This window comes from Kosakonia sp. ML.JS2a, assembly GCF_025642095.1.
Classification (GTDB): domain Bacteria; phylum Pseudomonadota; class Gammaproteobacteria; order Enterobacterales; family Enterobacteriaceae.
Genome location: NZ_CP106754.1, coordinates 1877591 through 1891378 on the forward strand (window position 1 = coordinate 1877591; position 13788 = coordinate 1891378).

General features: G+C 50.1%; 12 protein-coding genes. All 12 read left to right on the forward strand.

Features of this window, described 5'->3' with window-relative positions:
• Positions 1 to 24: 24 nt before the first annotated feature.
• The 12 genes from wcaJ (at position 25) to N7922_RS09015 (ending at position 13777) form a co-directional block, all read left to right on the forward strand.
• Positions 25 to 1419, forward strand: a complete 1395-nt coding sequence (gene wcaJ / locus N7922_RS08960; protein ID WP_263100192.1) for an undecaprenyl-phosphate glucose phosphotransferase — start codon at positions 25 to 27, stop codon at positions 1417 to 1419.
• 9 nt (positions 1420 to 1428) lie between these two features.
• Positions 1429 to 2907, forward strand: a complete 1479-nt coding sequence (wzxC, locus tag N7922_RS08965) for a colanic acid undecaprenyl disphosphate flippase WzxC (RefSeq protein ID WP_263100193.1) — start codon at positions 1429 to 1431, stop codon at positions 2905 to 2907.
• Between the two features lie 32 nt (positions 2908 to 2939).
• Positions 2940 to 4220 carry a colanic acid biosynthesis pyruvyl transferase WcaK gene (wcaK, locus tag N7922_RS08970; protein ID WP_263100194.1) on the forward strand — a complete coding sequence of 427 codons (1281 nt, stop codon included), beginning with the start codon at positions 2940 to 2942 and terminating at the stop codon, positions 4218 to 4220.
• Positions 4217 to 5437 carry a colanic acid biosynthesis glycosyltransferase WcaL gene (gene wcaL / locus N7922_RS08975; RefSeq protein ID WP_263100195.1) on the forward strand — a complete coding sequence of 407 codons (1221 nt, stop codon included), beginning with the start codon at positions 4217 to 4219 and terminating at the stop codon, positions 5435 to 5437. The genes wcaK and wcaL overlap by 4 nt, the downstream gene beginning before the upstream one ends.
• A gap of 11 nt (positions 5438 to 5448) precedes the next feature.
• A complete protein-coding gene (gene wcaM, locus N7922_RS08980; RefSeq protein ID WP_263100196.1) occupies positions 5449 to 6864 on the forward strand; it encodes a colanic acid biosynthesis protein WcaM in 1416 nt (471 codons plus the stop codon).
• Positions 6865 to 7045: 181 nt separating this feature from the next.
• A complete protein-coding gene (gene galF, locus N7922_RS08985) occupies positions 7046 to 7939 on the forward strand; it encodes a GalU regulator GalF (protein WP_263100197.1) in 894 nt (297 codons plus the stop codon).
• A gap of 410 nt (positions 7940 to 8349) precedes the next feature.
• Positions 8350 to 9438 carry a dTDP-glucose 4,6-dehydratase gene (rfbB, locus tag N7922_RS08990; RefSeq protein WP_263100199.1) on the forward strand — a complete coding sequence of 363 codons (1089 nt, stop codon included), beginning with the start codon at positions 8350 to 8352 and terminating at the stop codon, positions 9436 to 9438.
• Between the two features lie 14 nt (positions 9439 to 9452).
• Complete coding sequence (gene rfbA / locus N7922_RS08995) at positions 9453 to 10322, forward strand: glucose-1-phosphate thymidylyltransferase RfbA (protein WP_263100870.1); 870 nt, start codon at positions 9453 to 9455, stop codon at positions 10320 to 10322.
• A gap of 11 nt (positions 10323 to 10333) precedes the next feature.
• Entirely contained in the window at positions 10334 to 11206 is an 873-nt protein-coding gene (gene rfbD, locus N7922_RS09000) for a dTDP-4-dehydrorhamnose reductase (protein WP_263100200.1), read from the forward strand.
• Positions 11207 to 11209: 3 nt separating this feature from the next.
• Entirely contained in the window at positions 11210 to 11758 is a 549-nt protein-coding gene (gene rfbC, locus N7922_RS09005) for a dTDP-4-dehydrorhamnose 3,5-epimerase (RefSeq protein WP_263100201.1), read from the forward strand.
• A 65-nt stretch (positions 11759 to 11823) separates the two neighbouring features.
• Entirely contained in the window at positions 11824 to 12573 is a 750-nt protein-coding gene (locus N7922_RS09010; protein WP_263100202.1) for an ABC transporter permease, read from the forward strand.
• The gene (locus N7922_RS09015; RefSeq protein ID WP_263100203.1) at positions 12563 to 13777 is read left to right on the forward strand and encodes an ABC transporter ATP-binding protein; all 1215 of its coding nucleotides are present in this window, start codon (positions 12563 to 12565) and stop codon (positions 13775 to 13777) included. Before N7922_RS09010 ends, N7922_RS09015 begins: the two co-directional genes overlap by 11 nt.
• Positions 13778 to 13788 lie beyond the last annotated feature (11 nt).

Genomic DNA, 13788 nt, shown 5'->3' on the forward strand with positions numbered 1-13788 from the left:
GTGAACATACAGGCAGGTACAACGATGACGAATCTAAAAAAGCGCGACCGGGCCAAAACGAATGCATCGTTAATCTCTATCGTGCAGCGCTTCTCCGACATCACCATTATGTTCGGCGGACTTTGGGTAGTGTGCAAAGTGAATGCGCTGCCGTTTTTCTATATGCATCTCATGATGGCTCTGATTACCCTGGTCGTCTTCCAGATGATTGGCGGAATGACGGATTTTTATCGCTCCTGGCGGGGCGTCAAAATCATGACCGAACTGACGTTGTTACTGCAGAACTGGACGCTGAGCCTGGTTTTCAGCGCGGGGCTGCTGGCGTTCAGTAATGATTTTGATAATACCTTCAAAATTTACCTCTCCTGGTACCTGTTAACCAGCATGGGGTTAATGATGAGCCGTGCGGTGATCCGCTTTGGCGCGGGCTGGCTGCGTAACCTGGGTTATAACACCCGCCGCGTCGCGGTGGCGGGGGATATGCCGATGGGGCAGGAGCTGCTGGAGGGGTTTCGTAACGAGCCGTGGCTGGGTTTTGATGTGGTCGGTGTTTACCACGATCCGCAACCGGGCTGCATTACCACCGGCTGGGCAGGTAACCTCGATCAACTGGTTGATGATGCCAAGTCCGGCAAAATCCATAACGTCTACATTGCGATGTCGATGAACGATGCCGCCTGTATTAAGAATCTGGTGCGCCAGCTGGCGGATACAACCTGTTCCGTCATCCTGATCCCGGATGTCTTTACCTTCAATATCCTGCATTCACGTGTTGAAGAGGTCAACGGTGTTCCGGTGGTGCCGCTGTATGACACACCGCTGTCCGGCGTTAACCGCATCCTGAAACGCATTGAAGATATTGTGCTCTCTTCTTTGATTCTGCTGCTGATTTCCCCGGTGCTGTTGGGCATTTCTGTTGCCGTCAAACTCAGCTCTCCGGGACCGATTATCTTTCGCCAGACGCGCTACGGCATGGATGGTAAACCCATCAAGGTGTGGAAATTCCGCTCCATGAAGGTGATGGAGAACGACAAAGTCGTGACCCAGGCAACGCAGAACGATCCGCGCGTGACCCCCGTCGGCAGTTTCCTGCGCCGGACTTCGCTGGATGAATTGCCGCAGTTTATCAATGTGCTGACGGGCGGCATGTCCATTGTCGGGCCTCGCCCGCACGCGGTTGCGCATAACGAGCAATACCGTTCGTTAATTGAAGGCTACATGCTGCGTCATAAAGTGAAACCGGGGATTACTGGCTGGGCGCAGATTAATGGCTGGCGCGGTGAGACGGACACGCTGGAAAAAATGGAAAAACGTATTGAATTCGACCTGGAGTACATTCGCGAATGGAGCTTGTGGTTCGATATCAAAATCGTTTTTCTGACCATCTTTAAAGGCTTTGTGAACAAAGCGGCGTATTAAGGAAAGGTCATGAGCCTGAGAGAAAAAACCATCAGCGGCGCAAAGTGGTCCGCCATGGCCACGCTGACCATCATTGGTCTGGGGCTGGTGCAGATGACGGTGCTGGCGCGCATCATCGATAACCACCAGTTTGGTCTGCTGACGATCTCGCTGGTGATTATCGCGCTGGCGGATACGCTGTCCGATTTTGGTATTGCGAACTCCATTATTCAGCGTAAAGAGATAAGTCACCTTGAGCTGACCACGCTTTACTGGCTGAACGTTGGGCTGGGGATTGTGGTGTGTGTGGCGGTCTTCTCCCTGAGCGGCGTGATTGCGGATGTACTGAATAACCCGGATCTGGCGCCGCTTATCCGGACGCTGTCGCTGGCTTTTGTGGTGATCCCGCATGGCCAGCAGTTCCGTGCATTGATGCAAAAGGAGCTGGAGTTCAACAAAATCGGCGCGATCGAAACGCTGTCCGTGCTGGCGGGTTTTAGCTTTACGGTGATCAGCGCCTTTTTCTGGCCGCTCGCCATGACAGCGATCCTCGGTTATCTGGTCAACAGCGCCGTGCGTACGCTGTTGTTTGGCTATTTTGGCCGTAAGATCTACCGCCCGGGGCTGCATTTTTCACTGGCGTCGGTGAGTTCCAACCTGCGCTTTGGCGCCTGGTTGACCGCAGACAGCATCATCAATTACGTCAACACCAACCTCTCAACGCTGGTTCTGGCGCGTATTCTTGGCGCCAGCGTCGCCGGGGGATACAACCTGGCGTACAACGTGGCCGTGGTCCCGCCGATGAAGCTCAACCCGATCATTACCCGCGTGCTGTTCCCGGCATTTGCCAAAATTCAGGACGATACCGAAAAATTGCGCCTGAACTTCTACAAGCTGCTGTCGGTAGTGGGGATCATCAACTTTCCTGTCCTGCTCGGACTGATGGTGGTGTCGAATAATTTCGTGCCGCTGGTCTTCGGTGACAAATGGAGCAGCATTATTCCCATTCTGCAACTGTTGTGCATCGTCGGTTTGCTACGCGCGGTAGGAAACCCGATCGGTTCGCTGTTGATGGCGAAAGCGCGGGTGGATATCAGCTTTAAATTCAACGTCTTTAAAACGTTTCTTTTTATTCCCGCCATTATTATCGGCGGGCACACGGGCGGCGCGCTGGGCGTCACCCTCGGCTTCCTGCTGGTACAAATCATTAATACCGTGCTGAGCTATTTCGTGATGATCAAACCGGTGCTCGGCTCCAGCTACCGCCAGTACATTTTGAGCCTGTGGCTGCCGTTCTACCTCTCATTGCCGACGCTGGTGGTGAGCTACGGTCTGGGGCTGGCGCTGAATGGGCATCTGCCGCTTGCCGCCATGTTGGCCATTCAGGTGGCGGCGGGCGTGGTGGCTTTCATGCTGATGCTGGTGGTGTCGCGCAATGCGCTGGTGGTGGAGATGAAGCGCCAGTTTTGCCGTAACGAGAAATTAAAAACGCTGCTCCGCGCAGGCTAAGAAACGTTATTGAACCCCTTTAAGAGGTCGCTATGAAATTATTGATCCTTGGCAATCATACCTGCGGTAACCGTGGTGACAGCGCAATATTACGCGGATTGCTGGATGCTATTGCCCTGATTGAGCCTGATGCAGACGTGGATGTGATGAGCCGCTATCCGGTGAGCTCATCCTGGTTGTTAAATCGCCCGGTGATGGGCGACCCGCTGTACAGCCAAATGAAAGAACATAACAATGCCGCCGGATTGATGGGGCGGGTCAAGAAAGTCCTGCGTCGCCGTTATCAGCACCAGGTGCTGCTTTCCCGGGTGACCGATACCGGCAAACTGCGCAATATTGCCATTGCGCAGGGGTTTACCGATTTTGTGCGCCTGCTTTCCGGTTATGACGCCATTATTCAGGTCGGCGGTTCTTTCTTTGTTGATCTGTATGGCGTACCGCAGTTTGAACATGCGCTCTGCACGTTTATGGCGAAAAAGCCGCTGTATATGATCGGCCACAGCGTTGGACCGTTCCAGAACGAGCCGTTCAACCAACTGGCCAATTATGTCTTCGGCCATTGCCAGGCGCTGATCCTGCGCGAAACCGTTAGCCTTAATTTGATGAAGCAAAGCAACATCACCACCGACAAAGTGGAGCAGGGCGTGGATACCGCCTGGCTGGTGGAGCATCACCAGGCCGATTTTGTGGCCAGTTATGCGGTGCAACACTGGCTGGATCTGGCGGCGAAAGAGAAGACGGTGGCGATCACGCTGCGTGAACTGGCGCCATTCGACAAGCGTCTGAATACCACTCAGCAGGCTTATGAGCAGGCTTTTGCTGGCGTCGTCAACCGCATTATTGATGCGGGCTATCAGGTGATCGCGCTGTCGACCTGCACCGGTATTGATAGCTACAACAAAGATGACCGCATGGTGGCGCTCAATTTACGTCAGTATGTCAGCGACCCGTCGCGCTACCACGTGGTGATGGACGAACTGAACGATCTGGAAATGGGCAAAATCCTCGGTGCCTGCGATTTAACCGTCGGGACGCGTTTGCACTCTGCCATTATTTCGATGAACTTCGGCACACCGGCGATCGCCATCAACTACGAACACAAATCCGCCGGGATTATGCAGCAGTTAGGAATGCCGGAGATGGCGGTGGATATCCGTCATCTGCTTGATGGTTCTCTGGCGGCAATGGCGGCGGATACCCTCGGGCAACTGCCTGCCATTAACGCACGACTGTCGGTCGCCGTAGCCGCGGAACGGGAGCAGGGAATGAACATGGTGAAATCGGTGCTGGATCGCGTGCAGGGGGAGAAATGAAAGTCAGCTTCTTTTTGCTGAAGTTTCCTTTAGCGTCTGAAACGTTTGTTCTTAACCAGATTGTTGCCTTTATTAACATGGGTTTTGAGGTGGAGATTGTTGCCCTGCATAAGGGCGATATGAATAACACCCACGCAGCGTATACGGAGTATAAGCTGGCCGAAAAAACGCACTGGTTGCTGGCGGAGCCGGAAGGGAAACTGGCGAAACTGAGTTACCGCGCGCAGGCAATCGCACGGGGTTGCTTGAAGCCGTCGACGTGGAAAGCGCTGAATATGTCGCGCTATGGCGACGAAGCGCGCAACCTGATCCTCTCGGCTATCTGTGCGCTTGCACCTCGCGTCTTTACTGCCGATGTGTTTATCGCCCATTTTGGCCCGGCTGGTGTGACGGCGGCGAAACTGCGTGAGCTTGGGGTGCTGAAGGGCAAAATAGCCACGGTTTTCCATGGTATTGATGTCTCACACCGCGACGTGCTGAACCACTACACGCCAGAGTATCAGCGGTTATTCCAGCGCGGCGACCTGATGTTGCCGATCAGTGATTTATGGGCGGGCCGGTTGAAAAATATGGGCTGCCCGGAGCAGAAAATCGCCGTCTCGCGTATGGGCGTCGACATGACGCGCTTTAGCCTGCGACCGGTCAAAACACCCGGAAGCCCGTTGCAAATTATCTCTGTTGCCCGCCTGACCGAGAAGAAAGGGCTGCATGTGGCGATTGAAGCCTGTCGTCTGCTGAAAGCGCGCGGCGTGGCGTTCAAGTATCGCATTCTCGGTATCGGTCCATGGGAACGGCGCTTGCGCACCCTGATTGAACAGTTCCAGTTGGAAGACGTGATCGAGATGCCGGGCTTTAAACCGAGCCATGAAGTCAAAGCGCTACTGGATGAAGCAGATGTGTTTCTGCTGCCGTCCATTACCGGCGCGGATGGTGATATGGAAGGGATCCCCGTCGCGCTAATGGAGGCGATGGCGGTGGGGATTCCGGTGGTCTCGACGGTGCACAGCGGCATTCCGGAGCTGATTGACGCTGGCGCGTCCGGCTGGCTGGTGCCGGAAAAGGATGCTGAAGCGCTGGCGCAGCGTTTAGCCGCTTTCGGTACCATGCAGGATAGCGATCTCACCCCGGTGGTGACCCGGGCACGCGCAAAAGTCGAAGCTGACTTCAACCAAAAAATCATCAACCAGCAACTGGCAAGTCTGTTGCAAACGCTTTAAACAGAGGTTTTATGACCGCCTGCAAATCATCAACATCCTTCACCCGACGCTCCTTTCTCGCCGCCAGTTCAGCACTGGCGGCATTACCCCTCCTGCATACCAGAGCCGCGCGTGCCATTGGCGGCAATGGCACTGTCGATATTCGTCAATATAACCATAATGATTGGCCTGCGGCGCTTAACGATGCCTTTGCCGCCGGGCAAACGGTCGAGATCCCAGCCGGGCTGGTGTGTGACAATATCAATACCGGGATTTTCATTCCGCCTGGCAAAACGTTGCTGGTGCGTGGTGCGCTGAAAGGCAATGGTCGTGGGCGTTTGGTGCTGCAGGATGGCAGCCGTGTGATCGGCGAGGACGGCGGAAGTTTTTACAATATCACGCTGGATGTGCGCGGCTCCGATTGCGAGATCAAAGGGCTGGCGATGAGCGGCTATGGGCCGGTGATGCAGATCTATATTGGCGGCAAAGAGAAGCGGGTGATGCGTAATTTGCTGATTGATCACATCACGGTGACAAAAGCCAATTACGGCATTCTGCGCCAGGGCTACCATAACCAGTTTGACGGGGTGCGCATCACCAATGGTCGCTTCAGTGAGTTGCAGGGTGACGCCATTGAGTGGAATGTCGCCATCAACGATCGCAACATTCTGATTTCCGACCATGTGATTGAGAATATTGACTGTACCAACGGCAAGATCAACTGGGGCATTGGCATTGGTCTGGCGGGCAGCACTTACGACAACGCCTATCCGGAGGATCAGGCGGTGAAAAACTTTGTCGTCGCCAATATCACCGGCAGCAACTGCCGCCAACTGGTGCATGTGGAGAACGGCAAGCACTTCATTATTCGTAACGTGAAAGCGCGTAACATCACGCCGGATTTCAGTAAAAAGGCGGGTCTTGATAACGCCACGGTGGCGATTTATGGCTGCGACAACTTTGTGATTGATAACGTCAGTATGGACAATAGCGCCGGTATGTTGATTGGCTATGGCGTGATCAAGGGGAACTACCTCTCAATTCCGCAGAATTTTAAGCTAAACGATATTCGCCAGGATAACACCAGCAGTAAATACAAGCTGCGCGGTATCCAGATTTCCTCCGGCAATGCCACCTCGTTTGTGGCGATTACTAACGTGAAAATGCAGCAAGCCACGCTGGAACTGCATAACCAGCCGCAGCATCTTTTCTTACGCAATATCAACGTTATGCAGCAGGCATCTGTGGGGCCGGCGTTGAAACTAAACTTTGATTTACGCAAAGATGTGCGGGGGCGTTTTATGGCAAAACAGGATACGTTGCTGTCCCTGGCGAACGTGCATGCGGTTAATGAGAACGGGCAAAGTTCAGTGGACATCGACCGCGTCGATCAGCACGTGGTGAATACCGATAATCTGAATTTCCGCTTGCCTGCGAAAAAGTCGTAATGGCCGCAAGCCAGGCTTTTACGATAAATCCTGGTGCTTTGCCCCAGGGGTTAGGATTACATCTACTGCTTGCTCGTGACATTCGGCGTAACATCTTTCACTGTCGCACGCTGCGAACCCACTGGCTAAAGCAGGGTAAAGGTTTATAATTCATCCCATTATTTATAGGTGGAAGAAATCAATGGTTAATTTGAAAGCAGTTATTCCGGTAGCAGGTCTGGGAATGCATATGCTCCCCGCGACAAAAGCGATTCCTAAAGAGATGCTGCCGATCGTCGACAAGCCGATGATTCAATACATCGTCGACGAAGTTGTTGCTGCAGGGATCAAAGAAATCGTTCTGGTGACTCATTCGTCAAAAAATGCCGTTGAGAACCACTTCGACACCTCTTATGAGCTTGAAGCGCTGCTCGAACAGCGTGTTAAGCGTCAATTGCTGGCAGAAGTTCAGTCCATCTGCCCGCCAGGCGTGACCATTATGAACGTGCGTCAGGCGCAGCCGCTGGGCCTGGGACACTCTATTTTGTGCGCGCGTCCGATCGTGGGTGATAATCCGTTCATTGTTGTGCTGCCGGATATTGTGCTGGATACTGCGACTGCCGACCCGTTGCGCTATAACCTTGCCGCCATGGTGGCGCGTTTTGCTGAGACTGGCCGTAGCCAGGTGCTGGCGAAGCGTATGAAAGGTGACCTTTCTGAGTATTCCGTTATTCAGACCAAAGAGCCGCTGGACAGCGAAGGTAAAGTGAGCCGCATCGTGCAGTTTATTGAAAAACCGGATCAGCCGCAGACGCTGGATTCTGACCTGATGGCGGTGGGCCGCTATGTGCTTTCTGCGGACATCTGGCATGAGCTGGAAAAAACCGAGCCGGGCGCCTGGGGACGTATTCAGCTGACGGATGCTATCGCTGAACTGGCGAACAAACAGTCGGTTGATGCGATGCTGATGACTGGCGACAGCTATGATTGCGGTAAAAAAATGGGTTACATGCAGGCGTTTGTAAACTACGGGTTGCGTAACCTGAAAGAAGGGCAGAAATTCCGCGACAGCATCAAGAAATTGCTGGTGCAGTAATCAATCGTAAAACGCGTATTTAGAATAGCGAACGCAAGGGCAGTGAAGAGTGGCGATAAGACGATTACGTCTTCAGCATATTCTTACTGCCCTTTTATTTTCGTTATTAAAATCAATCACTAAAAAAGGTAGTGATTGATATACAACGCTAAGATGTCGATGAGATTTTTCCTTGTTTCCAGCGCTGTTTAAGCGGAGAATACGCGTTTAGCATTTTGTGCCGGGCGGTGAGCAAAATTAAGTCGCCGATGGGCGTTGGTGCAACTTTAAATTGTCGAGTCGTACACACAGTATACTGGTAGCTGTAGAGCCAGGGGCGGTAGCGTATCTGAAATTTGGTTGCGAGTGACAGGCCTGGGTTCCTGGTTTTTTTAAGTCAAAACATTGAAAAGCAAGAGCGGATAATTCTCGTGAAAATACTGGTCACTGGTGGTGCAGGTTTTATTGGTTCAGCGGTAGTTCGTCACATTATTAATAACACTCAGGATGCAGTGGTTAATGTTGATAAATTAACCTATGCCGGCAACCTTGAGTCACTGACGGAAATTGAAAATAATGCGCGCTACGCTTTCGAACGCGCTGATATTTGTGATGGCGAGGCGATGGCGCGCATTTTTGCTGAGCATCAGCCGGATGCGGTGATGCACCTTGCCGCTGAAAGTCATGTTGATCGCTCTATCACAGGCCCTGCCGCTTTTATCGAAACAAACATCATTGGCACCTATGTGTTGCTGGAAACGGCGCGCAAGTACTGGTCGCAACTGGATGAACCACGTAAATCCCTGTTCCGCTTTCACCATATCTCTACCGATGAAGTGTATGGCGATTTGCCACATCCGGACGAGGTTCCGGCGGGCGCTGAGTTGCCGCTGTTTACAGAGAAAACGCCTTACTCGCCGAGCAGCCCTTATTCGTCCTCTAAAGCATCCAGCGATCATCTGGTGCGCGCATGGCGTCGCACCTATGGGTTGCCTACGTTGGTAACGAACTGCTCGAATAACTACGGTCCCTATCATTTCCCTGAGAAATTGATCCCGCTGATCATCCTCAGTGCACTGGCTGGCAAACCACTACCGGTGTACGGCAACGGTGAGCAGATCCGCGACTGGCTGTTCGTAGAGGATCACGCACGTGCGTTGTATAAAGTCGTCACCGAAGGCGTGGTCGGCGAGACCTACAACATTGGCGGTCATAATGAGCGCAAAAACATCGATGTGGTCAAAACGATTTGCGCCATCCTTGATGAGGTGATCACTGATAAACCTGAGGGGATGAGTCACTTTGCCGATTTGATCACCTATGTTGCCGATCGTCCGGGGCATGACCTGCGCTATGCTATTGACGCCAGCAAAATCAAAGATGAGTTGGGTTGGGTTCCGCAGGAAACTTTCGAATCCGGCATCCGCAAAACCGTTCACTGGTACTTGCATAACCAGGGCTGGTGGCAGCGTGTTATGGATGGCTCCTACGCAGGCGAACGTCTGGGACTGGCGGATTAATTAAGGAATAGATGATGAAAGGTATTGTTCTTGCTGGTGGTTCCGGAACCCGTCTTTATCCGATCACATTGGGTGTCTCGAAGCAACTGTTACCCATTTATGATAAGCCGATGATTTATTACCCGTTGTCGACTTTGATGCTTGCAGGTATCCGCGATATTTTGGTGATCACTACCCCTGAAGACAACGCTTCATTTGTACGTATGCTCGGTGATGGTAGTCATTTGGGCATTCATATTGAATATGCTATTCAGCCCAGCCCTGATGGGCTTGCGCAGGCATTTATCATCGGTGAGAAATTCATCGGTGATGATTCATGCTGTTTGGTGCTAGGCGACAATATTTTCTATGGGCAGTCATTCAGTAATACATTGAAAAAAATCGTTTCCCGCCAGAGTGGCGCAACGGTTTTCGGCTATCAGGTGAAAGATCCAGAACGTTTTGGTGTTGTTGAATTTGATAGCAACCACAAAGTGGTATCGATTGAAGAAAAACCCACTCATCCCAAATCCAATTATGCGGTGACGGGTTTGTACTTCTATGATCAGCGCGTCGTTGAATTTGCCCGGAAAGTGAAACCTTCGCACCGTGGAGAGCTGGAGATCACCTCCATTAACCAGATGTACCTTGATGAAGGTTTGCTCAATGTTGAACTACTGGGCCGTGGTTTTGCCTGGCTGGATACCGGTACTCACGCAAGCCTGCATCAGGCATCGTCTTTTGTTCAGACCATTGAAGATGTACAAGGGCTGAAAGTTGCCTGTCTGGAAGAGATTGCCTGGCGCAATGATTGGCTCACCCGCGAGGATGTCATCAGACTGGCTAAGCCAATGATGAAAAATGATTACGGGCAATATCTGATGACACTTGTTGGTGAAAAGTAAGAGGCAAAAAAATGCGCGTATTGGTTATTGGTTGTAATGGACAGGTAGGTAGCTGCCTCGTCGCGCAACTAACAGGTAAAGCAGAGATTTTAGCCGTGGATCGTAATCAACTTGATATTACCGATGCCGCGCAGGTGGATGCTCAGGTTACCGCATTTAAACCTGACTATATACTGAATGCTGCAGCGCATACTGCGGTTGATAAGGCCGAAGATGACGTTGAGGCATCCTATCAGATCAATGCCGATGGGCCGAAATATCTGGCTATTGCGGCAGATAAAATAGGTGCTGTGCTGGTCCATATCTCAACTGACTATGTCTTTGATGGTGAAAGCGAAGGCGAATACACGGAAGATATGAAGACAGGGCCGCAAGGCGTGTACGGGCAAAGTAAGCTTGCCGGGGAAAACGCCGTTGCGCAGAATGCCAGCAAATATCTCATCTTGCGCACCGCGTGGGTGTTTGGCGAACATGGCAGCAATTTTGTAAAAACGATGCTTCGTCTTGCCGGAATGCGCAATGAATTGAATGTGGTTGCCGATCAATGGGGAGGGCCGACGTATGCCGGTGATATCGCCAGTGCCATCATTTCAATGATTGAGCAAATTGATCGTGGCTTGTCACCAGAATGGGGAATTTATCATTATTCTGGCGCACCGCATACGAATTGGGCTGATTTTGCCCGCGCGATATTTACCAGTGCCGTAGAACACGGCTGTCTGGATCGTGCGCCGTTGGTGCATAGTATTGCCGGTAGTGAATATCCGACTCGCGCGAAACGTCCTTCTAATTCCCGCCTTAATTGCCAAAAGATTGAACGCCAATTTGGCATCAAACCTTCAGACTGGCGCGTGGCGCTTAATAATATCAAAGAGTACAAGTGAGTTATGAAAGTCATCGATACAGCCATTCCTGACGTAAAAATCATCGAACCAGCCGTGTTTGGCGATGAACGCGGCTTTTTCATGGAAACATGGAATCAGCAAAAATTTGAAGAGTCAGTAGCTCAACGCAAGTGTAACTTCGTGCAGGATAACCATTCAAAATCCAAAAAAGGGATTTTGCGAGGTTTGCATTACCAGACCGAAAATACACAAGGTAAGCTGGTTCGCGTCGTCAGCGGTGAAGTTTTTGATGTTGCCGTCGATATCCGTAAGGGTTCTTCGACGTTCGGCAAGTGGGTTGGGGTGTTACTTTCTGCGGAAAACAAGCGCCAGCTATGGGTACCGGAAGGTTTTGCTCATGGCTTTTACGTGACCAGCGAAGAAGCTGAGTTTGTATATAAATGTACTGATTATTACAATCCACAAGCTGAGCACTCTATCTTGTGGGAAGATACAGACCTGAATATTACCTGGCCTATTAAAGATGACCTGGTTATTTTGTCGGCAAAAGATCAGGTTGGCAAAAAACTTAAAGATAGCATCTTACTGTAAGCCAAAATAACTGCATGAAAAATTATCTATTAGAGTTAGTTAACAACAGAACATTAATATACCAGATGACAAAGCGTGACATTCTGAGCCGATATAAAGGCTCAGTAATGGGGATGGGGTGGTCGTTCTTCACCCCGCTTTTGATGCTGGCAATTTATACTTTTGTGTTCTCTGTTGTTTTTAAGGCAAAATGGGGCGTCGGTGGCGATGGAAACAAAGCTTCGTTCGCTGTAATCCTCTTTGCCGGAATGGTCGTATTTAATATTTTTGCGGAATGTTTTAACCGTTCAGTGACACTGATTACGAGCAATGCTAACTATGTGAATAAAATAGTTTTTCCGCTTTCAATATTGCCCGTGACAGTATTACTGAGCAGTTTATTTCATGCGTTAGTCAGCCTGGTTATTCTGATCATCGCCAGTATTGTGCTTATGAATCAGGTACATTTGACCTTGCTGCTATTACCGGTCGTCTGGCTTCCGTATTTCATGGCATTGGTCGGAATGATGCTCATTCTCTCATCGGTGGGTGTTTATTTACGCGATCTGGCACAGATAACGGGCGTGTTGACAACGATTCTGATGTTTACGTCACCACTCTTTTTTCCTCGAAGCGCACTTCCCGAGTCTTTGCAACCCATTTTGATGCTGAATCCGCTTGCATATTTTATTGAAGTTACCCGTGATGTTGTTATCTGGGGTAAAACGCCTGGTTTGTTAGCTGTTGCGATATCCTATGGCAGTTCGTTGCTTGCTCTTGCCTTGGGTTATTATTGCTTCGAAAAGCTAAAAAAAGGGTTTGCTGATGTCATCTAATGTAACCGTTGAAGTCACTAACGTTAGTAAATGCTATTTTATTTATGACAATCCTAAATATCGCTTGATAGGGCCTTTAGTCAATAAATTACGTAGAGCAACAGGCTTACAGGAAAAGAAATATTATAAAGAACATTGGGCATTAAAAGACCTGAATTTCGTTATTGAACGTGGTGACTCCGTTGGAATCGTTGGCAAAAACGGGGCCGGCAAATCAACGCTGCTGCAAATGCTCACAGGTACACTGTCGCCAACATCTGGAAGTATCAACGTTAATGGGCGGATTGCGGCGCTGTTGGAGCTGGGGGCTGGTTTTAATCCTGAGTTTACCGGTCAAGAAAACATCTATATGAATGCCAGTATTCTTGGTTTAAGTAAAGATGAGATCGACTCCCGTTATGATGACATTGTTAAATTTGCAGATATCGGCGATTTTATTAGTCAGCCAGTGAAAACGTATTCCTCAGGTATGTACGTTAGGTTGGCTTTCGCTGTTGCTGCAAATATTCAGCCGGATATTCTCATCGTTGATGAAGCCTTAGCCGTAGGGGATATCAGGTTCCAGTTGAAATGTCTGAAGCATATGAATGCGTTGAAGGAAAATGGTACGACAATTCTTTTTGTCTCGCATTCTCCAGAGCAAGTTAAACGGTTCTGTAATAAAGCCCTATGGATTGATGGTGGCAGAATTCGTGCCTCAGGCTCAGCAAACGACGTCTGTGATCAATACAATGATTTTATGTATCAGATCCAGCATGTTGACAATAGTAACAATGAAAACCGTCAGCAGAATCAAGGTACGCCTGCAAGAATTGTCTCAACCAAACTTAACACAAATTATCTCAAAACCGGTGAGAGCTTGTCACTCACCATTGAGTATCAGGTTAATGATGAAGAAGTTGAAGGATTGATGGTTGGCGCAGCTTTATATTCTTCAGAAAGAAAATATCTTTATGGGATTAATACAGGGCTGGATAACTTCGTAATTTCTAATAAGAAGGGTATATATACCGTAGAATATAAAATTCCGGTATTGCCTTTACTCCCTGGGTCATTCAGTTTTGATATTGGAGTCATGGGAGACCGAAGTTTAATTGGATTTGATTATATTACCGACGCGGAAAAATTCACGGTTTATAATGACTATGAAGGCGAAGGTGTATTTTGCATAGAGCATGAATGGTTCCAATCCCCAACCGATTAAATGAGATTGAA

Excerpts from the sequence above, each read along its gene's own strand:
- N7922_RS09010 (WP_263100202.1), top strand. The coding sequence starts at position 11,824 with ATGACAAAGCGTGACATTCTGAGCCGATATAAAGGCTCAGTAATGGGG.
- wcaM (WP_263100196.1), top strand. The coding sequence starts at position 5,449 with ATGACCGCCTGCAAATCATCAACATCCTTCACCCGACGCTCCTTTCTC.
- rfbC (WP_263100201.1), top strand. The coding sequence starts at position 11,210 with ATGAAAGTCATCGATACAGCCATTCCTGACGTAAAAATCATCGAACCA.
- galF (WP_263100197.1), top strand. The coding sequence starts at position 7,046 with ATGGTTAATTTGAAAGCAGTTATTCCGGTAGCAGGTCTGGGAATGCAT.
- wcaK (WP_263100194.1), top strand. The coding sequence starts at position 2,940 with ATGAAATTATTGATCCTTGGCAATCATACCTGCGGTAACCGTGGTGAC.
- N7922_RS09015 (WP_263100203.1), top strand. The coding sequence starts at position 12,563 with ATGTCATCTAATGTAACCGTTGAAGTCACTAACGTTAGTAAATGCTAT.
- wzxC (WP_263100193.1), top strand. The coding sequence starts at position 1,429 with ATGAGCCTGAGAGAAAAAACCATCAGCGGCGCAAAGTGGTCCGCCATG.
- rfbD (WP_263100200.1), top strand. The coding sequence starts at position 10,334 with ATGCGCGTATTGGTTATTGGTTGTAATGGACAGGTAGGTAGCTGCCTC.
- rfbA (WP_263100870.1), top strand. The coding sequence starts at position 9,453 with ATGAAAGGTATTGTTCTTGCTGGTGGTTCCGGAACCCGTCTTTATCCG.
- wcaL (WP_263100195.1), top strand. The coding sequence starts at position 4,217 with ATGAAAGTCAGCTTCTTTTTGCTGAAGTTTCCTTTAGCGTCTGAAACG.
- wcaJ (WP_263100192.1), top strand. The coding sequence starts at position 25 with ATGACGAATCTAAAAAAGCGCGACCGGGCCAAAACGAATGCATCGTTA.